The 22181-nt window shown below is 36.9% G+C and carries 13 protein-coding genes and 1 riboswitch; all 13 genes read left to right on the forward strand.

What is annotated here, in order from left to right:
* Positions 1-149 precede the first annotated feature (149 nt).
* The 13 genes from K5X82_16660 to cbiD all read left to right on the forward strand — a co-directional run bounded on the left by K5X82_16660 (position 150) and on the right by cbiD (position 22072).
* The gene (locus tag K5X82_16660; protein QZT36845.1) at positions 150-3311 is read left to right on the forward strand and encodes a TonB-dependent receptor; all 3162 of its coding nucleotides are present in this window, start codon (positions 150-152) and stop codon (positions 3309-3311) included.
* 40 nt (positions 3312-3351) lie between these two features.
* Positions 3352-4926, forward strand: a complete 1575-nt coding sequence (locus tag K5X82_16665; GenBank protein QZT36846.1) for a RagB/SusD family nutrient uptake outer membrane protein — start codon at positions 3352-3354, stop codon at positions 4924-4926.
* Between the two features lie 66 nt (positions 4927-4992).
* Positions 4993-6462 carry a metallophosphoesterase gene (locus tag K5X82_16670; protein QZT36847.1) on the forward strand — a complete coding sequence of 490 codons (1470 nt, stop codon included), beginning with the start codon at positions 4993-4995 and terminating at the stop codon, positions 6460-6462.
* Positions 6463-6491: 29 nt separating this feature from the next.
* Positions 6492-7589 (forward strand): alkaline phosphatase, encoded by a 1098-nt coding sequence (locus K5X82_16675; protein QZT36848.1) that lies wholly within the window; start codon positions 6492-6494, stop codon positions 7587-7589.
* 230 nt (positions 7590-7819) lie between these two features.
* Positions 7820-8989, forward strand: a complete 1170-nt coding sequence (locus K5X82_16680; GenBank protein ID QZT36849.1) for a BamA/TamA family outer membrane protein — start codon at positions 7820-7822, stop codon at positions 8987-8989.
* A 525-nt stretch (positions 8990-9514) separates the two neighbouring features.
* The gene (locus tag K5X82_16685; GenBank protein QZT36850.1) at positions 9515-12628 is read left to right on the forward strand and encodes a SusC/RagA family TonB-linked outer membrane protein; all 3114 of its coding nucleotides are present in this window, start codon (positions 9515-9517) and stop codon (positions 12626-12628) included.
* Positions 12629-12635: 7 nt separating this feature from the next.
* Positions 12636-14624, forward strand: coding sequence for a SusD/RagB family nutrient-binding outer membrane lipoprotein (locus K5X82_16690; GenBank protein ID QZT36851.1), 1989 nt, complete (start codon positions 12636-12638; stop codon positions 14622-14624).
* Positions 14625-14821: 197 nt separating this feature from the next.
* Positions 14822-15027, forward strand: a riboswitch (cobalamin riboswitch).
* Positions 15028-15094: 67 nt separating this feature from the next.
* Positions 15095-15802: a precorrin-2 C(20)-methyltransferase gene (cobI, locus tag K5X82_16695; GenBank protein QZT36852.1), complete on the forward strand. Its 708-nt coding sequence runs from the start codon at positions 15095-15097 to the stop codon at positions 15800-15802.
* Positions 15803-17212 carry a precorrin-3B C(17)-methyltransferase gene (gene cobJ, locus K5X82_16700; GenBank protein QZT36853.1) on the forward strand — a complete coding sequence of 470 codons (1410 nt, stop codon included), beginning with the start codon at positions 15803-15805 and terminating at the stop codon, positions 17210-17212. It abuts the gene before it with no gap.
* A gap of 11 nt (positions 17213-17223) precedes the next feature.
* The gene (gene cbiE, locus K5X82_16705) at positions 17224-18411 is read left to right on the forward strand and encodes a precorrin-6y C5,15-methyltransferase (decarboxylating) subunit CbiE (GenBank protein QZT36854.1); all 1188 of its coding nucleotides are present in this window, start codon (positions 17224-17226) and stop codon (positions 18409-18411) included.
* Between the two features lie 11 nt (positions 18412-18422).
* Positions 18423-20231 (forward strand): precorrin-4 C(11)-methyltransferase, encoded by a 1809-nt coding sequence (cobM, locus tag K5X82_16710; protein QZT36855.1) that lies wholly within the window; start codon positions 18423-18425, stop codon positions 20229-20231.
* Between the two features lies 1 nt (position 20232).
* Positions 20233-20976, forward strand: coding sequence for a precorrin-6A/cobalt-precorrin-6A reductase (locus tag K5X82_16715; GenBank protein QZT36856.1), 744 nt, complete (start codon positions 20233-20235; stop codon positions 20974-20976).
* Between the two features lie 13 nt (positions 20977-20989).
* Positions 20990-22072: a cobalt-precorrin-5B (C(1))-methyltransferase CbiD gene (gene cbiD / locus K5X82_16720; protein ID QZT36857.1), complete on the forward strand. Its 1083-nt coding sequence runs from the start codon at positions 20990-20992 to the stop codon at positions 22070-22072.
* Positions 22073-22181: the final 109 nt, after the last annotated feature.

Below are 22181 nucleotides of genomic sequence, written 5' to 3' on the forward strand. Positions count from 1 at the left end.
AAATGTAGTATTAAGTAGTATGCTATGCATTATTCGTGTCGTAGTATCGTTTTTATTGTAGTTAAAAAAGGAAGGTGCGCCAACACCTTCCTTTGATAAACAAACCTGTTATCAGCAGGTCTATCATTTTGAATAAGTAATACAAAGTTATGAAAAAAAATGTAGTTTCTCATTTATTTGGGAAACATCTGTACTGGATAAAATTGAGAGCAATTGCTCTTTGTTTGGTCGCAATGTGTTTATCTGAGGTAACACATGCAAAATTGTTAATAAGTAGGTCTATACTATCATCATCCACTCCGCAGGTTATCGATGATAAGAATGGGGAAGTAACAGGAGTTGTTACTGGAGTCGATGGAGCTCCGATACCAGGGGTTACCGTTGCAATAAAGGGTACTTCAAGAGGAACAGTAACAGATCTTAATGGTCGATATCTGTTAGATCGGGTTTCGAAAGATGAGATATTGGTTTTTTCCTATATTGGAATGGAGCAGTTAGAAACTCCCCTCGATGCTAAGAGTATTTTGAATGTTGTTCTAAAGAGTCGTTATGTTGGATTAGAAGAGGTTGTTGCTATTGGGTATGGATCGGCTAAGAAATCTGACCTGTCTTCATCTATCGCAACAATAAATAATGTTAAACAAATTAGTAGCCGTCCTGTAACAAATACTTCAGATTTTCTTCAAGGAAATACTGCTGGAGTTACGGTGGTTCAACAAGGAGGAGATCCGTCAAAACAGGCAAATGTAGTTATACGTGGTGTCGGTTCTGTGAATAGCGAATCGCCTTTGTGGGTTGTTGATGGGATGCCTTATTATGGAGGTGCGATTAATCCCAATGATATTGAGAGTATTACGATTCTAAAGGATGCGGCTTCATCATCTATCTATGGTGCTCAAGCCTCTTCTGGTGTGATTGTGGTTACAACAAAAAGCGGGAAGAGTGGCAAGCCCAAGGTTAGTGTCGATATGTATGCAGGTGTACAACAGGCAACTAATACCCCCACTCCTTTGACGGCAGAACAACAGAATTCGGCTTACAATAATGCAGCTGATAATAGTGGTGTTGCTCGATTGGCTGTACATGATGTGGCTCAAAATCCCTGGGGGGCGGTAACTCGTACAAATTGGGTGGATGAGATTTTTAGAGATGCTTATGTGAAGAGCATTAATATCAGAGTTTCAGGTGGTGGTAATAAAGGACGCTATATGTCTTCTTTCAACTATTTGGACAAAGAGGGATTACTTCTTGGTACTAAAATGAATCGATTTGCATTCAGAATGAAGAGTGAATATGATTTGTCTGATAAGATATCTATTGGTGAGAATATATATGCTACAAAAGGCTACTCCGTTGGTGCCAATACTTCAAGTAGCTATGGAGGTGCAATTATTAATGCAATATATATGCCTTCGTCAGCACCAGTCTATGATGAGAGTGGTAATTACCATGGTGTGGCACCAGCAGGGTCTGCATTTGCAGGTTCTTATGGGGATGTATATAATCCTGTATCACTATTAAATAGGCCGACAGTTACGAATCCTAAAACAACCTTTAATGTTAATGGTTATATCACTTATAAACCATTGAAAGGGCTAAAATTTAAGAGTTCGTATGCTGTTGATTTGATGGGTACCGAATATAAGAAATTCACTCCAAAAATCCCAGAATCGGGAAGACGAACAGATATGAATTATTTGAATCAATCTTGGTCGAAAAGGAGTAAGTGGATTTGGGATAACCAGATAAATTATGACTTAGATGTAAATAGGCATCATATTGATCTAACTGGGGTTTATACAGCTCAGATGACAACTTATGAAAGAAATACTATTTATGCACAAAATTTTGCTAGAGAAGAGAGTTGGTATCAGTATTTAAGTAATGCAGGAGAGATAACCAGTTGGTCCTCTAAAGCATATGAAGATGCATTGATTTCTTTGATCGGTAGAGTGAGATATGATTTCGATAATAGGTATTTTATCTCATTGAGTATTAGAGGAGATCGAACCTCTCGTTTGGCTCCAAAGAATAATAGTGATGTTTTTAGTTCGATATCAGGGGCATGGCGGGTTTCTGAGGAGTCTTTTATGGAGTCTATCGATTGGATCTCTTCTTTGAAATTTAGAGCATCATGGGGGGAAATAGGTAATATCCAGTCTGTGAGTTATTATGCATATAATGTTCCAATGAGTAGTCAAAAACCATATTTGGGAAAAGTGCCTGAATATATCCCTGGTTACTATGTGAATCAACAGTCTAACCCTGATTTGAAATGGGAAAGGGCGGAGACATATGGAATCGGAATGGATGCTTCTTTATTTAACGGTAAGGTTGAGATAATCGCAGATTATTTTGTAAAAAACACAAAAGATATGATCTTAACAAATGCAGCCGATCCACATACAGGTGTGACCAATGGACCAACATCTAATGTGGGTAATGTAATCAATAAAGGATATGAGATATCTTTGGCATATAGAAATCATGATGGGGTATTCAAATATGGTATTCAAGGAAATATATCTTCTATAAAAAATAAACTAAAAGATCTAGATGGTTATACTAGTAAATATATTTACCACTCCGATAATGTTAGATCGACATTATATCCTTTTAGGTCACAACCTGGGCAGTCATTATACTCATATCATTTGATAGAGGCGGAAGGGATTTTCCAGAATCAATCACAAATTGAAGCACATCAGAAAGATGGAGTGTTAATACAACCTAATGCAAAGCCTGGGGATTTGAAGTTTCGAGATGCAAATGGAGATGGCAAGATTTCAGATGGAGATCGGACTTTCCACGGTAACGCCTTTCCGACATTAACTTTTGGTTTGACATTGAATATGGAGTATAAAAACTTTGATGTCTCATGTCTTTTTCAAGGAGTGTCGGGAGCTCAGGTATTTAATGGATATAAGTATTCGACGTATAATTTATCCGAGCAGACCTATAATAGAGATCGAAGAGTTCTTGAGGCTTGGTCCCCTGCAAATACGAATAGTGGTGTTCCAATGATAAAAGTAACAGATGATAATAGAAATTTTGGAACGAATTCGACATGGTATCTTGAGGATTCTTCTTATTTAAGATTGAAGAATCTGACAGTTGGCTATACCTTACCTCGCTCATTGATGCATACGGTCCTCCCAGGATCTTCGTTACGTGTCTACGCTACTGTTGAGAATGTCTTTACGATAACGGACTATACAGGAATGGATCCAGAGGTTGGGAATCGGGGATTGGATGTAGGAGCTTATCCTGTTCCAAGAACTTATGCAGCAGGTATTTCGTTTAACTTCTAAGAACGACATTCTTTATTTAATGATATTATAATTTGTTAATATGAAAAGCTTAAATAGAATTTATACAATGCTCTTGTGTCTTCTTGTGGCATCTGGTTGTACAAAAGAGTTCACAGAAAAGACTCCACTAGGGAGTGCAACCTCTGGGAATTATTGGCAAACAGAAGCAGATGCTATTGCTGCAGCAAATGCTATGTACTATTATATGAAAGATGAAGATATGTTTTCGAGAGGTTTTTTTTGGTATATTAATGCCTCGGATGACATGGTTACAGGTCGAACAAATGCAAAAGCAGATGCTGCCGTTCATTTTAATTTGAGTGGAGATGAAAGCTATTATAGTTGGATGTATCCACAATGTTATAAGGTTATTCGACGTGCTAATGATGTTTTGGTTCATGTTCCCAAAATTCAAATAGAGCAAAAGCTAAAGAATCGAATCTTAGGAGAGGCCTATTTCATGAGAGGATTCCACTATTTCTGGTTATCTCATACTTATGGTGATAATGGTGATAATGGAGGAGTGCCAATCGTAACTGAAGAAAATATGTATTCGACAAACTTTTCTCGTCCTCAGAGTGTTATAGATAATTATAAGCAGATTGTTAGTGATCTGGAGAAAGCGGTTGAATTTTTACCTCTTTTTACCTCCTATGAGAGTAGAGACCTTGGTCGTGCCCATAAAGATGCGGCATTGGCTTATATTGCTAAGACATACTTGTATTGGGCTCAGTATGATAATAGTAAGTGGAGTGAGGTGGTTAAGTATTGTGACAAGGTGACAAATTCTGGATCAGAGAGGGCTGTGCTTAATACAGGTCACCCCGATCAAGATTATCAAGCGGTGTTTAAAGCTTCTGAGAATTATGGAAGTGAATATATTTGGTCTGTGGTATCTGGTGTAGATGCAGGGAGTAAGTTGCCTGGAGTAATGCTTGAGAATAAAGGTTGGGGGGATTATAATGGTTGGGGGTATTATCAGCCATCATTAGAACTCTACAATTCGTTTGAAATAGGAGATCATCGTAAGGAAGTGACTATCTTAGAATATGGAAGAGAGTTTCAGTGGTTGGGTACCACAAAGCGATACGCTTCACAAAATTCTCGAACAGGTTTTCAGTTTAATAAATATATGAGTCCTTTTGGTTTTGAAGGTGCTGTAGGAACAACAGTGAACCCTAATGGTAACAGTCCTACAACAAAACTGAATGTTCCAATATTAAGGTATTCAGAGGTTGTTCTGATGAGAGCTGAAGCACTATTAATGAAGGGGGAAAATGCAGACAGTGATATTAATAAAGTTCGAGTTAGAGCTGGGCTTACTCCTGTCGTTAATGCAGGTTTGGATGAATTAAAGCATGAGAGAAGAGTTGAATTAGCAGGAGAGTTTGCAAATAGACATTTTGATCTTGTAAGATGGAAAGATGCTGATCGTGTATATAATCAACCCTTGCATGGAAGGAGTTATAACGATCGTACAGATCCTAATTCATCATTTACAATCGTTGAGGTGCGTCCGGCTAGACCTGAATATAACCCTTTAATACATCATGTATGGGTAATTCCTAATGATGATGTGGCGATATCTGGAATTAAACAGAACATTGGTTGGTAAATGAACTTTGTAAGGATAAGATCTTATCCTTACAAAGTAATTATTAGGTGTTAATATTAAAATATTATGATGAAGAATATTCTATTTTATTCACTCTTTATATGGAGTGGAATATTTATCACTGGTTGTGATCAATCGATTGATTCCTCAAAGAGTTATGGATTACGATTTAGAGAAGATAAGACCTTTATAATAGCTCAGTTTACAGATATTCACTGGAGTAATTCATCGCCAAAATGTCACGAGACGTTGATGTCTATCCATTCAGTTTTGACAGAAGAAAAACCTGATTTAGTTATATTGACAGGTGATATTGTTACGGATGATCCCTCTAAGAAGGGATGGGCAAGAATCGCAAAAGTGTTTGAAAAGAATCAGGTTAAATGGACAGTAGTGCTAGGAAATCATGATAGTGAACCAGATATCAAGAGAGCCGAGATATTTAATTATTTGAAGACGAAACCGTTTTTTATTGGAGAGGTTGGTAACGTAACAGGGGTAGGTAATTTTGATCTACCTATTATTGGTTCTTCTAGCGATAAGGTGGAAGCTGTTGTATATTGTATGGATTCAAATGAGTATGGAATTAACCCTAAGATTACAGATTACGATTGGATACATTATGATCAGATTGAATGGTATAGAAACCTGAGTGACTCATACCGACAAACAAATGGAGATAGAGCTATTCCTTCGTTGGCTTTTTTTCATATTCCATTACCTGAATATAAAGAGTTGTTATCTGACTCTTTAAAAGTTGGATTACAATACGAGGGAGTTGCAAGTTCGGATCTAAATTCAGGTTTATTTACTTCGATGATAGAAAAACAAGATGTAATGGGGGTGTTCGTTGGTCATGATCATAATAATAACTTTATCGGTGTTTATAAAGGTGTCGGTCTTGGTTATGGACAGAGATCAGGTGCAGATAGTTATGGAAAGATACCTATCGGAGGTCGAATTATTCGTTTAAATGAAGGTTCCTTTTCCTATGATAGTTGGATCCGTACTCATAAAGGAAGGGATTTTATGTTTCATTATCCTTCTGGAATGCCTTCTATCACTGATACTACAGAGGTTTTATCTTCAATGAATCCTGGAGATGTTGTGAATGGAATTTACTATAGATATTATGAAGGTCAATTCGAAAATGTTTCTTCTATTGATTCAGGACAATTAAAAGGTAAGGGTGTTTTGCCGAATTTTGGCATTGATAAGGCTTTAGTCAAGGATTATTATGGGTTTGTATTTGAAGGCTGGATAAAAATTCCACACAGAGCATTTTATCGTTTCTATACCTATACTGATGATGGTTCCGTTTTAACCATAGATGATTGTGTGGTTGTTAATAATGATGGGGCTCATGGAGTTGTAAGAAGAGATGGTCTGGTTGCATTGGATGCAGGATATCATAAGATTAGGTTGGAATATTTTGAATCGTATATGGGACAGAAATTAGATGTTGGAATGTCAAGTGTCTATTCTTCGGAAATGGTTATCCCTGATAATATGTTGTATGTAAAGAGATCGGAGTAATGAGAATAACTATTTTAATATTATTATTCATGCAGCTTTTATCGATGGATGTTTTTTCTCAAACAAGGAGGAGCCATGTGTACACTAGTGATAATGGATATGAGCTGGTTGATGTTCTTCCATCGAAGAAGAATAAAGTTAAGAATGTGATCTTGATGATAGGTGATGGGATGGGTTTAACTCATAGTTCTTCTGCATGGGTTGCAAACCGAGGGAAGCTAAATATGGTGGACAGAACAATGCATGTTGGATTGACTAAAACGTATTGTGAAGATCAATTGATTACAGATTCAGGTGCGGCTGGTACGGCTATTGCTACTGGTGTCAAAGCAAAGTATCATTCAGTTGGTGTGGATGTGGGTAATAAGCCTATGGATTCGCTTACGGATCTTGCAAAAGCAAAAGGGTTATCGACAGGTATTGTAGTGACTTGTGGTTTAACTGATGCTACTCCTGCATGTTTTGTTTCGAATAACAAGGAGCGTGAAAATGAGGAAGAAATTGCACTGGGATATCTTGATAGTAATCTAGATGTTGTATTTGGAGGAGGCCGTCGTCAATTTAACCGTCGATCAGATAAGAGAGATCTCCTTAAGGAGTTAGACCAAAAAGGATACCATGTTGTATCTTCGTTGGAAGAGGCAAAGATATATCAAGGAGAGAGGTTGTTTGCAGTTGTTGAAGAGGGGCAGATTCCATTAGCAATGGAGAGAAAAGATGAGTTTCAAGATGCTGTTAATATGGCAATAACTCATTTGGATAGGAATAAGAGAGGTTTCTTTGCGATGTTTGAGTCGTCTAGAATTGATGATTGTGGACATGCTAATAATGTGGGAGACCTAATAGAAGAGATATTTGATTTTGATCAGGCAGTAGGACAGGTCTTGAAATGGGCTGAATTAGATGGAGAGACTCTCGTTATAATTGTTGCAGATCATGAAACAGGTGGGTTAACATTGAATGGAGGAGATTTATCTAAAGGCGAAGTCGATGTTGATTTTCAGAATGGAGGTCATTCAGGTGTAATGGTTCCTATTTATACTTATGGTCCTATGAGTGATTCTTTCTCAGGCGTGATGGAGAATACTGATATCTTTGTAAATATTGTACGGATTTTGAAATTGTAGATTCTATGTAAAATTAAATGAGAGACACTTACTTCGTATAGTAGGTGTTTTTCTTTTAAGTGTAACTTTTTTTTTGATCTATTACGATAACATGGTATATCTTTTGTCAGCGAATGGAGGATGGGAGATCAATGTTTGGGGGCTTGTAATTAGTATCTTTTTTTATTCGGGCTAAACTATTTTGATTCTCCTAGTGTTTAATAAGTTATAACATCTAAAGAAAAGACTCAATGGTTTTACGACGAATATTAATACTCGTTCTTTTGTGTGTCGTTGGCACTTCGTTTGCAAGTGAAAAAAATAAAGCGAAAGCAGAAAGGGACTCTACAAAGAATCTGCGTTTTAGCATTCTTGGAGGTCCTGGTTATACTCCTGATTTTGGTATTTTAATTGGAGGAAGTGCATTGTTTACTTTTCAGATGAATATGCAAGATACTATTAGTAAAAGATCTGTGGTTCCTGTTGCTTTTGCTTTCTTATTTGAGGGTGGAGTAAACTTATTGGTTAGGCCACAGCTTTTTTTTAAGGAGGATAAGATAAGGTTAATGGGTAAATATACTTATGTGAATACCACTGATAATTATTATGGTATAGGTTATTCTGAGAATAAGAGTATTACAAGATCAGATAGTACGACTTCATACAGTAATAGTATGTTTCAGATTAATCCGATAGTGTTGTTTCGAATTCCTTCGAGTGATTTTTTCGTTGGACCAGTGTATGATTTACGTATAAATAAAATAACAGATCCTTCAAAGGGGGTGCAAGAGGATCCTTATTATGTAGCAGATGGAGGGGAGTCCGAAGGGATAGATATGTTGACCTCTGGATTGGGGTTCAAAGTTAGTTATGATACACGAGATGTCCCCGCAAATGCCTATCGTGGTATCTATTTCGATCTGCAATTTTTACAGTATGCAACGATATTCGGTAGTGATTATACTTTTAATGTGACAGATTTTACCTATAGCCAATATTTAAGATTGCCTAGATTGGGAGAGCGTTCTGTGTTGGCTTGGATGGCAAAGTCTAGTTATGCTTCGGGGGATATTCCATTTACGCAGTATCCATCGGTTGGTTCTCCTTTTGATTTACGAGGTTACTATAAAGGTCAGTTTCGAGATAAGTCGGCCTCTGCAATAATATGTGAATATAGACATATGCTCAATATTGAACCTCATAACTTTGCTACTAAAATGTTGAGTAAGCTTGGGTTTGCTGCATGGGGAGGCGTTGGGTTTATGGGACCATCACCATGGGATATTGATGGGGTACTACCCAACTATGGTGTTGGCTTAAGAATTGAAGTACAGCCAAGAATGAATTTTAGGATGGATATTGGTCGAGATCCAATTGTTGGAAATACGCTTCTGTATTTTAACATGACAGAAGCATTCTAGTTGATGTTTAATGTATAATGAAATCTATTTGTGAACTATTTCCTAATATCAAGTTAAGATAAGTTCGATATAGTGTAAATATCGTGTGTGTTTAGTTGTATAAACATACGCGATTTTTTTATGTCATTAAATTAATTTTTACGAATTACTATATATCATATCTACAAAATAGGGGTATTGTTAATGAGTGTTTAGATTGTAGTAAAAGGACTTTATATGGAGTATAATGAAGATCTAAGTTAGTAATAATTAGTATTTTAAATTGAACAATTGGTGTTGTAACCTGTTAGTTTAATGTTTTAGAACATGTTGTGTTTATTTGACTGTATAAGAGTGTTTTATGTGCTATTGTTAGGTCATGTAGATATGTTTAAATCTATAGTAGTGCCATCGTTGGGATAAGAAAATAAGAAAATGATAGCATTTCAGATAGGTTTGCTAAGAGCTCTTGAGAAGTAATTAGACTCTGCTTCTTAAGAGTGAGAAAGAACAAAGTTTTATTATCATATTACTAACAACAAAAAGATGAAGAAGATTCACCAATTGCAGTGGTTACGAAAATTTTCTCTTGTGTTTGTGATGCTATTCAGTGTTTCGGCACTATTTGCACAAGATAAATTTCTAACTGGTAATGTTAAGTCAGGTCAAGATCAAATGCCTGTGCCAGGAGCGACGGTTTTGATTAAAGGAACAAATATCGGTACGGTTACTGATTTTGATGGTAACTACCGTTTGAAAGTTACTCCTGATTATCAATCTAGCTCAACAATTGTATATCAATTTGTAGGGATGAAAACACTTGAGGTTGCTTATTCAGGACAGGATGTTCAGAATGTTACCTTAGAAGCAGACTTAGAACAACTAGATGATGTAGTTGTAACTGCTCTTGGTATCAAGAGAGAGAAGAAGTCATTAGGTTATGCTGCTTCAGAAGTCGGAGATGAGGCTTATGCAACAGCTAAGGATGCTAACGTAATGAGTTCACTTTCTGGTCGTTTGGCTGGGGTGCAGGTGAACCAAACGGGGCAAGGAGCTGGTAGTTCTTCTTCGGTTATAATCAGAGGTAACGCAAACTTAAGTGGAAGTAACCAACCATTATATGTTGTGGATGGTGTGCCTATTGCGAATAACCAATTCTCTAACGCGGATGATGGAGACAACGGTGGTATCGATTCAGGTAATGGATTATCAGGAATTTCTTCAGATGATATTGAAAATATATCTGTATTGAAAGGTGCATCAGCAACTGCACTTTATGGAACAAGAGCGATGAATGGTGTGGTTCTTATAACAACCAAATCAGGTACAGGAGCAAAGGGTACTCAGGTGGAATTCAACTCTAACTTTACACTAGATAAAGCTCGTGTTTATTCTGATTGGCAAGATGTTTATGGTCAAGGTCGTTATGGAGTAGCGCCAACATCTCAAGCTGATGCAAATAACAATACCTCTATGTGGGGTAATAGTTATGCTAATCAATCGAGTTATGTGGATTATCAAGGAAATGATTCAGATTATCGTTTTTATGATAATGAAAATAACTTTTATGAGAATGGAACAACGTGGACAAATTCTGTTTCTGTAACCAATAGAGGAGACGATTCAAACGTGAGATTCTCATATAGTAATACATCGAATGATGGATTGGTTCCAGAGACAACATATGAGAGAAATGCTTTGTCATTAAATGGTGGCGCGAAAGCTTTTGAAGGAAAATTGGAGTTGAATGCAAAGATCTCATATACCAATGAGAAAGCGGACGCTTCGTTGTCGGGAAATTCTGCATTTAATCCAACAGCTCAACTTCTAGGAGTCCCAAATAATGTTTCCTTAGGACAGTTGCAGAATTATAAAGATCCTGTTACAGGCTTGCCTATTGGTATTGGTCTAAATAATAGTAATCCATATTGGACATTGAATGAAGTGGAGAATAACTACGATAAGGATCGTTTGATCTCGATGGTTTCAGCTAAGTTTAATTTTACTGAAGATTTGAGTGCACAGGTACGTTATGGTAGTGATTTAACTTATTATAATAGCAATGCCTTGTATCCAATTGGAACACCATACTATGAGAATGGTAGGGCTAATATGGAGAAGAATCAAAATATTGAAACCAATATGGATGCGTTGATTACTTATGATAAGGATTTCAATGAGAAATTTGGTTTGACCGTTAATGCTGGAGCTTCGAGATGGGATAAAGAGTTCGAAAGTATTGGAATTAATTCGGATACTTTTGCTGATCCTAATTTACAGGTTCCTAATAAAGGACAGAATAATACAGCATATACTGGGTATTCGCATAGACGAATTAACTCTCTATACGGAACGGCTCAGTTACGATATAATAACTTCTTATTTGTGGATGTAAGTGCTCGTAATGATTACTCTTCGACGCTTCCTTCAAATAATAATTCCTATTTCTATCCTTCGGTTGCAGCTTCTTTTGTTGTTTCTGATGCATTTGAATTGCCTGAGTTTATCTCTTTTGCAAAAGTACGTGGATCATGGGCTCAAGTAGGTTCAGATACAGACCCTTACCAGTTACTATTGCAATATAACTTAGATGATAATCAACACCCAGGTTGGGGTGGTGCAAATATGCCATCAGGTGGTATTAATGGTAGCACAATTCCTAATGCGACTTTGAAGCCATCTACGATGACTTCATATGAAATAGGTACAGAATTGAAGTTCTTCTCTAATAGATTAGGTTTCGATTTCACGTATTACAACTCTTTGTCAGTGGATCAGATTGTACCAGTACAAGTATCAGATGCCTCTGGTTATAATTCAGCTATTGTGAATTCTGGTTCAATACGAAATCAAGGTGTAGAGATCCAATTGTATGCTACACCAGTGAAAACAGCGGATGTGACATGGAATACAACATTCAATTTTGCTGTGAATAAGAATAAAGTTGAAGAGCTTGCTCCAGATGTTGATCAATTGATTCTAATGAGTGGTGGTGGAGTATCTACTATTGCATCTCCAGGATTAGAGTATGGAACAATCATTGGTACTACTTATCAAAGAGAAGAGGATGGAACAATAAGTCTAGATGATAATGGACGTCCTATTGCAACTTCTAGTTATTCAGCTATTGGTTCAGGAGTTCATGATATCATGTTTGGGTGGGTGAATGCCGTTACTTATAAAGGCTTTACTTTGAACTTTGTGTTAGATGCTAAATTCGGAGGTGATGTATATTCTGCGACTGAGGCTTCTGCTTACTCTACAGGAAAGCACAAAGGGACTTTAGAACGTGGTGAATATACGGATGGTGCAGTATGGTACCCAAGTGAGCTAGAAGGAAAAGGAACAACATCAGCACCACAGGACTTTTATGGATCAGTAGCAGGGATTGACGAAGAGTTTGTCTATGATGCATCTTATATTTCGGTAAAAGAGTTGAGTGTGATGTATAGTCTACCATCTAAATGGTTCTCGAATATCGATTATATACGTGGGATTAATGTAGGTCTTTTTGGTAAGAACTTAGGTTATATCTATAAGGCAACAGATAATATAGATCCGCAAGCAGCTTACTCTATTAGTAATGGTGGTCTTGGAATTGAGTCGGGTAATATGGCTCTACCTGCAAGCTTTGGTTTTAATCTAAATGTAAAATTCTAAGTAAGAGATGAAAAGGTTAAATATTTACATAATAGCGATGATTGTAGGGTTGCTTTCATCGTGTACGAACGATTTTGAATCGATAAATACGAACCCTAACACAGTTAATGAGATGAATCCTGGCTACCAATTTGTTGGAATTCAGTTGAGTTATGCTGGTGGTGGAGCTGAAGAGTGGCGTGGAAACTTGATTATGTCAGGGCCGCTTTCAGGGGTAATGCAAGATGCTTATCAGTCAGGTGAAGGATATTATGCTTCGAATAGCTTTTCTTCAGCAAAGTGGGGATCCATGTATACAGGTGCGATCAAGAATAGTCGCGATATGATTGCTAAAATGACAGAGGCTAATGGAGATGGATCTAATGATGCAAAGATTGCAGAAGGTCGTATCTTTCAGGTGATTTGTTTTCAGCGATTGACAGATATGTATGGTGATATTCCTTATTTCGAGGGAGGTCATGGATATGATGATCGTGTTTTTTATCCTAAATATGACGAGCAAGAGGATATTTACAAAGATTTTGTGAAAGAGTTGATAGAGTCTCGTGATATTTTATTGAGTACCAATGCTACAACATTTGGTCAAACAGAAGATATCATATATGGTCATCTTGATAAAGAAGCTCGTGCAAAAGCTTGGGCACGTTTGGCTAATTCAATGTTATTGAGAATTGGAATGAGAGCCTCTGCTGCAGATTTGGCATGGTCACAGGGTGTTGTAGAAGAAGCTGCTGCTAATGCTGCTGGGTTTGTTACTTCTTATGATAATACAGATGCTGCGATGATTACGCATAGTACCAATGGAGGTCCATGGGGAAGTCATGAGAATGGCTCGGGATCTGCGATAAATGGTAAGTCAGGAGGATTCGCTTATTCTTATTTAGGAGATGAATATTTGCATAGAGCACAGCAGATGCAAGATCCACGTCTATTTTACTTGGGAGCTCATATCATGAGAAACAAATCTGGAGATTATGTAGCTTGGACAGGTCAGACGTATTTTAATCCATTCGAAGAGGTTGCAAGACCTGGACAGCCATGGAAACCTGTATCATTTATTTCAGCAAGAGGAGCTAATCAAGATGAAGGATGGTATGGACAATATGTTATCGATAAGGATGGTGATATGTCGACTGAAGATGATCGAAATACTGTTAGTGCTTCATATTATATTAATGAAAGTGGGTTTGATGTAAATGAAGATACAGGAAAAGCAGAGTACACCGCAGATTCTATTCAGTTTAATATTGTATGTGGAATAAATCCTGGAACTATTGGTTCTCGTGTGGCACCAACTATTGTTTTTGGTGGAGATGAGTCTTACTTTATTTTAGCAGAGGCTGCTGCACGTGGTTGGAGTGTTCCTGCAGGGGATGCACTAACATTGCTTAAAAATGCAGACCGCTTGGCATTAGAGAAGTATCCTTTGGTATATCCAACAGATGGTTCACCAGAGAAATATATGACACTTTATGGAGAGTCGACAGGAGATTTGCGTTCTTATGCTCAAATGAAAGAGGATTATTTGGTACAGGTTGTAGATGCATCTGTGGAAAATATCCAGATAGAGAGATGGAAGTCTTTAGCTATTAATGGTTATGAAGCTTTCGCTTTGTGGAATCGTACAGAGTTGAATTATACTACCAATGGTGATGTTGCAACAACTAATATTCCTTATAATTCAGTGGGGGATACTAAAGGGCATATAGACCTTCCAGTTTATGCTCTAGGTACGATAACTACTGCTGCACTAAAAGCTATTTCAACAGAGGCTACGTATGACCCGAATATATTCCCTTCGACTACTTATGAGAATGTTCTTTCTCATGATGGTGGTGCAACAGAAGGTGTACGTCCACGTCGTTTGGATTATCCTAATAATGAGAGAACTGTTAATGCTGATAATGTAAATCAAGCGATTCAACGTCAATATGGACAATCTGATGATTCACAGTTTATTAAGGCTAAAATGTGGATAAGTAAAGGGGATAAGTAAATAAGTAATTTATTGATAATATTATATACAACTTTGTTGTTCTTAGAGGTGATTCATTTATTTGGATCACCTCTTTTTTTGCAATTGCCTGTTTTTAAATTATGTTGTGGTAGATAATAGATCATTTATTTATGTTTCATAAATTCGGATTGGAGGGTATTATTTTTAATCATTAGAAGCTGACTTTAAGAAACAAAATATTACATTTGTCACGTGGTGTTCATGTGTGTATTCTACTCATGATGATTAAAGGGAATCTAGTGTGAAACTAGAACAGTACCCGCTACTGTAAGCTTCGATAAAGGTATGAATCAATCCATGGCCACTGCTCTTTATGTAAAGAGTGGGAAGGTAGATCATATTGAAGTAAGTCAGGAAACCTGCCACTCTTTGTTATATTACTTCTCGGGTTACAGTGGTAGTATCGTTTTTCGTATTTCGTGGCATTTCGTGCCCAAAAAAAGTGGAACATGCAAGATATTTTCGTTTATGGAGTGGCTTTAGGACCGGGGGATCCAGAGCTGATCACTTTGAAAGCATTAAAAACGCTTCAGTTGGTAGATAAAATTTATGCTCCAGGTAGTGTAAGTAGAGATGGTGAGTTAAAATCACATGCTAGGGGTATTATCGGACAATTGGATATTGATCTTTCTAAGGTGGAAGTTTTTCATATTTCTATGCGTTTTGATAGGACTGAAACAGAGGCTTTGTATCAGCAAGTTTATGAGTCCATTAAGATCGATATTCGTAATGGTAAAAAGGTTGCTTTTGTTTCAGAAGGTGATGTTTCGTTTTATAGTACTTTTGGGTATTTGATTCCTCGTTTAAATAATGATAGTATTCATTATAAGATGATCCCCGGAGTGCCTGCTTTTATTCAAGCAGGTTCTACACTAGGTATTCCATTGACTTCTCAAAGCAATAGTTTAAAGGTGTTAGCAGCAGTAAAAGAGTTCGATGAGGTCGATGATGCAATTACAACTTCAGGCACTGTGGTGATTATGAAATTTTCGACTATAAAAGATCGTTTAATACCTTATCTGCAAGAAAAATATAGTAATATAACTGTTCGTTACGTGGAAAAACTAGGAACTGAAGAGGAGTTTATTACAAGCGATATAGAAGAAATTAATAAGCGTAAGAAAACATATTTCTCAATACTGATAATACAAAAATAGATGGCTCAAAGAGGAAAGATAACCGTTGTTGGACTTGGACCTGGAGATACTTCGTTAATGACAGCTCAGGCTATCGAAGCGATAAAAGGTGCAGAAGTGATTGTAGGATATAAATACTACTTTAAGTTCGTTACTGAATTGGCTGGAGAAGAGGTGATATGTGTAGATACAGGAATGAAGAAAGAGCGTGAGAGGGCTAAAATTGCTTTTGAATATGCACATAATGATAAGAATGTTGTTGTGATCTCTTCTGGTGATTCTGGTATTTATGGTATGGCTCCTCTGATCGAAGAGATGGGGGTCAAAGATCATAATAACCAAATTGAGGTCACTGTTGTTCCTGGTATTTCAGCATTTCAAGCAGCTGCAGCAGTATTAGGAGCTCCTATTGGACATGACCTGTGTACGATATCTTTATCAGATTTATTGACTCCTTGGCCTCTTATAGAGAAACGTATTGAAGCCGCAGCTATTGGTGATTTTGTTACGTCAATATATAATCCAAAATCGAAAGGTCGTTATTGGCAGTTGAGGCGCTTTGTTGAGATTTATAAGAAGCATAGATCTGGAGATACACCCGTTGGTGTGGTTCGACAAGTTGCTCGAGAGGAGCAAAATGTTACTGTGTGTACATTGGATAGCATAGATTACGAAGCAATTGATATGTTCACCATCTTGGTGATTGGTAATTCTCAAAGTTATAGTGTTGGAGAGAAAATTATAACACCAAGAGGTTACTATAATCAGGAGGAAACAACATCTGTAGGGATTGGTCAATCTATTATGATTAAAAGTTTTAAGCAGATTCAGTCGGAGTTACGTAACCCTGAAGTGGGATTAGAGCGTTTGTGGCCATTATTGCATTTGGTGCATACTTCTGCAGATTTCGATATGGAGAATATCTTTTACTGCGATCCAGAGGCAATGGCGGAATGGAATAGTTATTTGAAATCTGGAAATGCTGTGATTATTACTGATGTAACGATGGTGAAGTCTGGGATTAGAAAAGCAGCAATAGAGAGATTAGGGATTGAGGTGAAGTGCTATTTGAGCGATGAAAGAGTTGCACAGATGGCAAAAGAGAAGAATATAACAAGAACACAAGCTGGTATTCGTTTGGCTGTAGAAGAGCATCCAAATGCAATATATGCTTTTGGTAATGCTCCAACTGCATTAATTGAATTAACGGATGCAATCAGAAAAGGGAAAGCGACTCCAACAGGTGTTGTTGCTGCTCCGGTTGGTTTTGTTAATGTAGTAGAGTCAAAGCATCGTATTAAGAGTTTTGATGATTTAAATAAGTGTATTGTTGAAGGTCGAAAAGGTGGTTCTTCATTGGCTGCAACAATTTTAAATGCAGCATTGAGTTTTGAAGATTCTGTTCAGATGATGCCGGGTCGAGATTTGTAAAATTTGATTTTATGAAATTTATACTTGTAGGAATCTCAGATACATCTAATTATGTTCCCACTAATGAAGTAGGGGATTTGATCTCTGGGAACTATTATTTCTCTGGCGGAAAACGTCATTACGAACGAGTGAAGCATCTACTGCCACTGTCTCATGAATGGTTGAATATAACAATACCTCTAGCAGAGGTATTGTCTTCATATCAATCGTTAGATGGTTCGGTTGTGGTTTTTGTCTCTGGTGATCCTTTCTTTTATGGATTCGGAACCACATTAAAAAGAGAATTTCCTTATGCTTCGTTTGAGAACTATCCCTATTTTAATAGTCTTCAGATGCATGCACATCGTTTGAACTTGCCGTATGAAGAGATGATGTGTGTCAGTTGTACTGGAAGACCATGGGATAGATTAAATGAGGCATTGATTCGTAATGAGGGTATTATAGGAGTATTAACAGATCGAAAGAAACGTCCTGAAGTTATCGCTCAATATCTACTTGATTCGGGTTATGATAATTATGATATTTCGGTTGGGGAAAATTTAGGTGGTGATTCTGAGCGGTTGATAACATTGACTTTGAATGATTGTATTCATCAAGAATTTGCACCACTTAATAATATTATATTACATCGTAAAGCAGATCGTAGTTTTCCTATCGGTGTGTCCAATGACCAATATAGATATTTGGATGGTCGTCCAAATATGATGACCAAACCAATCTATCGTCTGCATACTATTTCTTTGATGCAGATGCATGCAAAAAAGGTGTTTTGGGATGTTGGATTTTGTACTGGATCAGTATCTATTGAGGCGAAAAGATTATACCCAAAGTTAAAAGTGGTCGCTTTCGAGAAGAGATTGGTATCGGAAGAGATCATCAAAGATAATATGAAGAGATTCGGTGCCCCTGGTATTGAATACGTTATTGGAGATTTTTTGAATCAAGATATAGATGACTATGCTAGACCCGATGCCGTGTTTATTGGTGGTCATGGTGGGAAGTTAGCAGAAATACTTGATCGTATTGATTCCATACTACCAGTTGGTGGAATTATTGCCACCAATGCGGTGAAGGAGGAGAGTGCGAGTATATTTATTCAAACTTTACTCGATAAAGATTATCAAATAGAAGAGAAGTCTCACATTCAGCTTGATACATTCAATCCCGTGAGTGTAATCGTTATGATGAAACAAAAATAAATAATTAAGATATGAAGATTGCAGTTATCTCTTCATCTAAGAGAGGCTCTGAAACAGGAGCGATTCTAGCAAAAGAATATACCAACTTTGAGTTGTTTAGTAGCTCTAAATTTGGTGAAGGCAAAAAGATAGATAGTTTATCACAATGGTTTGCGACTGAATATTCAAATTATGATGGATTTATTTTTGTTGGAGCTTTAGGAATTTGTGTTCGCACGATAGCCCCATGTCTACAAGATAAAAAAACGGACCCTGCAATAGTGAACGTGGATGTGCTAGGTAATATTGTAACCCCTGTGGTTTCAGGACATATTGGAGGTGCAAATAATCTAGCCAAAGACATTGCTCGTGTATTAGGGGGATGGGCTGCTATTTCTACTGCAAGTGATACTTTAGACCTTTGGGCTTTAGATACGATAGATCGTCAATTCGGTTATCATTCAGAGGTTGTAGATGCTTCGTTAAATGAAATAATCTCTCTGTTTGTCAATCAACGAAAGGGTGCTTTATTATTAGATGTAAAAGATAAAGGTGCTAGCTATTTGGATCGAACAGCTCCAGATCATATTCAAGTTTTTTATAAGAAAGAGGAAATCGATCCTTCATTGTTTGAATATGTTTTACAAGTCTCACCATTTGATTATGAATGGAATATTCCAACTATCAAATGGATTCCGAGCGTCTTGCATTTAGGAATGGGATGTCATAGAGGTATTTCACCTGCAGGGTTAATGGAGCATCTTATTGAAGAGTTAAAAGCATTGAAAATTAATCCATTTGCTATTGCATCATTAAATAGTGCAGATATAAGATCTGGTGAGCCTGCACTTAAATTTATTGCTGAAGAACTAAAGGTTCCTTTTAATACATATGATTCAGAAAAGTTAAATGGGGTAGAGATTCTTAATCCATCAGATGTCGTATTTAAGCACACTGGATTTTATGGTGTGAGTGAATCTTCATCGCTATATGATGATAATCAGAGAACATTACTTGTCTCTAAGTCAAAAGGGAAGGTTGATGAGATGGATTTTACATATGCGATCTCTATTGATGTCACAATGTTAAGGTCTGGTCATGTTGAGATTGTTGGAGCAGGTCCTGGAGATCCAGAATTAGTTTCTGTAAGAGGCAAGCGATTTCTTCAAGAGGCCGACTTAATCTTGTATGCTGGATCCTTGGTGCCTAAGGAACTCACTTATTATGCAAAAGAGGGTGCTGTGGTTAGAAGTTCAGCTTCGATGAATTTAGAAGAACAGGTTGCTTTGATGAAAGAGTTTTATGATAAAGGGATGTTGGTTGTTCGTCTTCATACTGGTGATCCATGTATCTATGGAGCCATACAAGAGCAGATGGCTATCATGGAAAAGCATGAGATGTCTTGTCATATTACTCCTGGTATATCGTCATTTCAGGCAGCAGCATCACAATTAAAGTCTCAATTTACCATTCCAGAGAAAACGCAAACGATTATCTTAACAAGAGGAGAGGGGCGTACTAAGATGCCTGAAGGTGAGAAATTACACCAGTTGGCACGTTCTCAAAGTACCATGTGTATCTATTTAAGTGCTACATTGGTTGATTCTGTTCAAGCGCAACTGTTGGAACATTATGGTCCCGAGACACCTGTAGCTGTCTGTCATAAGTTGACATGGAAAGATGAGAAGATTTTTAGAGGATCTCTATCACAACTTGTATCCTTAGTAAAGGACAATAACTTGACTTTGACTACACTTATAGTAGTTGGAGAAGCTATTGGAAATAGAAAAGGTCTTTCTCGACTTTATGCACACGAGTTTAAACATCTTTATCGAACATAGAATGATTTGGATTTTTGGAGGAACCACGGAAGGTAAAAAGTGTGTCGAAGTTTTGGAACACTTGAGATTACCATATGTATACTCTACTAAAACAAAAGTAAAGATTGAACTTGGAAAGAGAGGAACATATCGTTTCGGAGCTATGACTCCAAACGATATGATTCGAGCCTTTAATGAGATTGGTGTAACTAAGGTAATTGATGCTGCTCATCCTTTTGCATTAGAATTGCATCGTAATATTTTTAATGTAGCTAATATATTAGATGTCAGATTAATTCGATATGAACGAGAGTATGTGTCCATTGAACATACTTCTGTTACTTATTTTGATTCTATTGCTGAAATTGTTTCCGCACTTACGACGATAGATGCTAAAAATGTCTTTGTGATGACTGGCGTTCAGAATATTTCAAAATATATAGAAGCTAAAATTAAGTCGAAACTCTATTATCGAATTATTGATTGTCAGCGATCAAAGTTAATTGCGGAGCAGTTAGGTGTCGCCCCATCATGTTTGCACCTCTTTCCTTCTAAAATAGATGTAGGAGAACAAGAGTTGCTGATGGAACAATTAGATATTGACATAATGATTACGAAGGAGAGTGGTTCGAGTGGTTTCTTTGAAGAGAAGCTTCAGGTTGCATCTAAATTGGGTATTAATTTGTGGGTATGGAAACGACCAAATCTTCCAAGTTATGATCATCTTGTGACGACTAATGAAAAACTATTAGAACAACTAATCTAAAAATAGTCATAAGATGAAAAATAAACTTAGAAGTGGTTATAGTACTGGAACATGTGTTACGTTGGCTGTAAAAGCTTGTTTAATTCAACTTTTTGATAATAAAGAACCTTCTTCAGTTGGGGTTTTTATTCCTACGGGAGAGTTTGTGGAGTATGAAGTATACAATCTTTATAAAGATGAAAACCTAGCCAAAGCAAGTGTTACTAAAGATGGTGGTGACGATCCTGATGATACCCATGGTTTGGAGATTGGGTGTAGTGTGACATTAATCGAAAAAAAAGAAATCGTTTTTAAAAGAGGTGTTGGAATAGGGCTGGTTACTCTTCCAGGTCTTTCGTTAGATGTTGGAGAGCCTGCAATAAATCCTACCCCGAGAGAGATGATTACAAAGCTTCTGTATAAGGAGGCTTTTAAAAATAGATATGAAGGAGGTTTTATTGTTGAGCCATTTGTTCCAGAGGGTGAGGAGGTTGCAAAAAAGACATTTAATCCTAGAGTCGGTATTGTTGGAGGTATCTCTATTATTGGTACTACTGGTGTCGTGAAACCATATTCTTCAGATGCTTTTGTTGCTTCAATAGAGCAAGGGATTCGTGTATTACAAGAAAATGGAGGTATTCATGCGATTCTTAATTCAGGTGGGAGAAGTGAGAAGTATGTTCAAAAAAGATTTCCAGATTACTCATCTTTAAGCTATGTTCAATATGGTAATTTTATTGGAGAATCATTAAAAATAATAGCTCATAGTAGAATAGAAAAAGTAACTATTTGTATAATGCTTGGGAAAGCGGTGAAGCTAGCACAGGGTCACCTTGATACACATAGTCATAAAGTACAGTTTTCACCCGAATGGTTGTCTAGTTTGGCTGAAGCTTGTGGTTATGACAAGAGAGTTCAGTCTGAGATACAAAGTATTTCACTTGCAGGACAACTCCCGTCAATAATTCCAATGAATGCATCAAGTGTATTTTATCAACAGATTATCAGAGAGTGTTATGGTGTATGTAAACCATTATTAAATGGACAGGAGTTAGATGTAATTCTAGTTTCGAAAGAGGGTATGTTGATTGAGTGTGAAATTCCTTATGATTATTAACAATATAGCAAAAAAGTTTGCGTTATAAAATGAGGTGTTTATTTTTGTTGAAATTTATGTTATAAATCAAAGCCTTGTTTCGTACTTTAGGACTATGTGCTAAGAAATC

The organism is Prolixibacteraceae bacterium, assembly GCA_019856515.1.
Taxonomy (GTDB): Bacteria; Bacteroidota; Bacteroidia; order Bacteroidales; family Prolixibacteraceae; genus Halosquirtibacter; species Halosquirtibacter xylanolyticus.

Excerpts from the sequence above, each read along its gene's own strand:
- K5X82_16670 (QZT36847.1), top strand. The coding sequence starts at position 4,993 with ATGATGAAGAATATTCTATTTTATTCACTCTTTATATGGAGTGGAATA.
- cobJ (QZT36853.1), top strand. The coding sequence starts at position 15,803 with ATGGCTCAAAGAGGAAAGATAACCGTTGTTGGACTTGGACCTGGAGAT.
- K5X82_16685 (QZT36850.1), top strand. The coding sequence starts at position 9,515 with ATGAAGAAGATTCACCAATTGCAGTGGTTACGAAAATTTTCTCTTGTG.
- cobM (QZT36855.1), top strand. The coding sequence starts at position 18,423 with ATGAAGATTGCAGTTATCTCTTCATCTAAGAGAGGCTCTGAAACAGGA.
- K5X82_16680 (QZT36849.1), top strand. The coding sequence starts at position 7,820 with ATGGTTTTACGACGAATATTAATACTCGTTCTTTTGTGTGTCGTTGGC.
- cbiE (QZT36854.1), top strand. The coding sequence starts at position 17,224 with ATGAAATTTATACTTGTAGGAATCTCAGATACATCTAATTATGTTCCC.
- K5X82_16665 (QZT36846.1), top strand. The coding sequence starts at position 3,352 with ATGAAAAGCTTAAATAGAATTTATACAATGCTCTTGTGTCTTCTTGTG.
- cobI (QZT36852.1), top strand. The coding sequence starts at position 15,095 with ATGCAAGATATTTTCGTTTATGGAGTGGCTTTAGGACCGGGGGATCCA.
- K5X82_16715 (QZT36856.1), top strand. The coding sequence starts at position 20,233 with ATGATTTGGATTTTTGGAGGAACCACGGAAGGTAAAAAGTGTGTCGAA.
- K5X82_16690 (QZT36851.1), top strand. The coding sequence starts at position 12,636 with ATGAAAAGGTTAAATATTTACATAATAGCGATGATTGTAGGGTTGCTT.
- cbiD (QZT36857.1), top strand. The coding sequence starts at position 20,990 with ATGAAAAATAAACTTAGAAGTGGTTATAGTACTGGAACATGTGTTACG.
- K5X82_16660 (QZT36845.1), top strand. The coding sequence starts at position 150 with ATGAAAAAAAATGTAGTTTCTCATTTATTTGGGAAACATCTGTACTGG.
- K5X82_16675 (QZT36848.1), top strand. The coding sequence starts at position 6,492 with ATGCAGCTTTTATCGATGGATGTTTTTTCTCAAACAAGGAGGAGCCAT.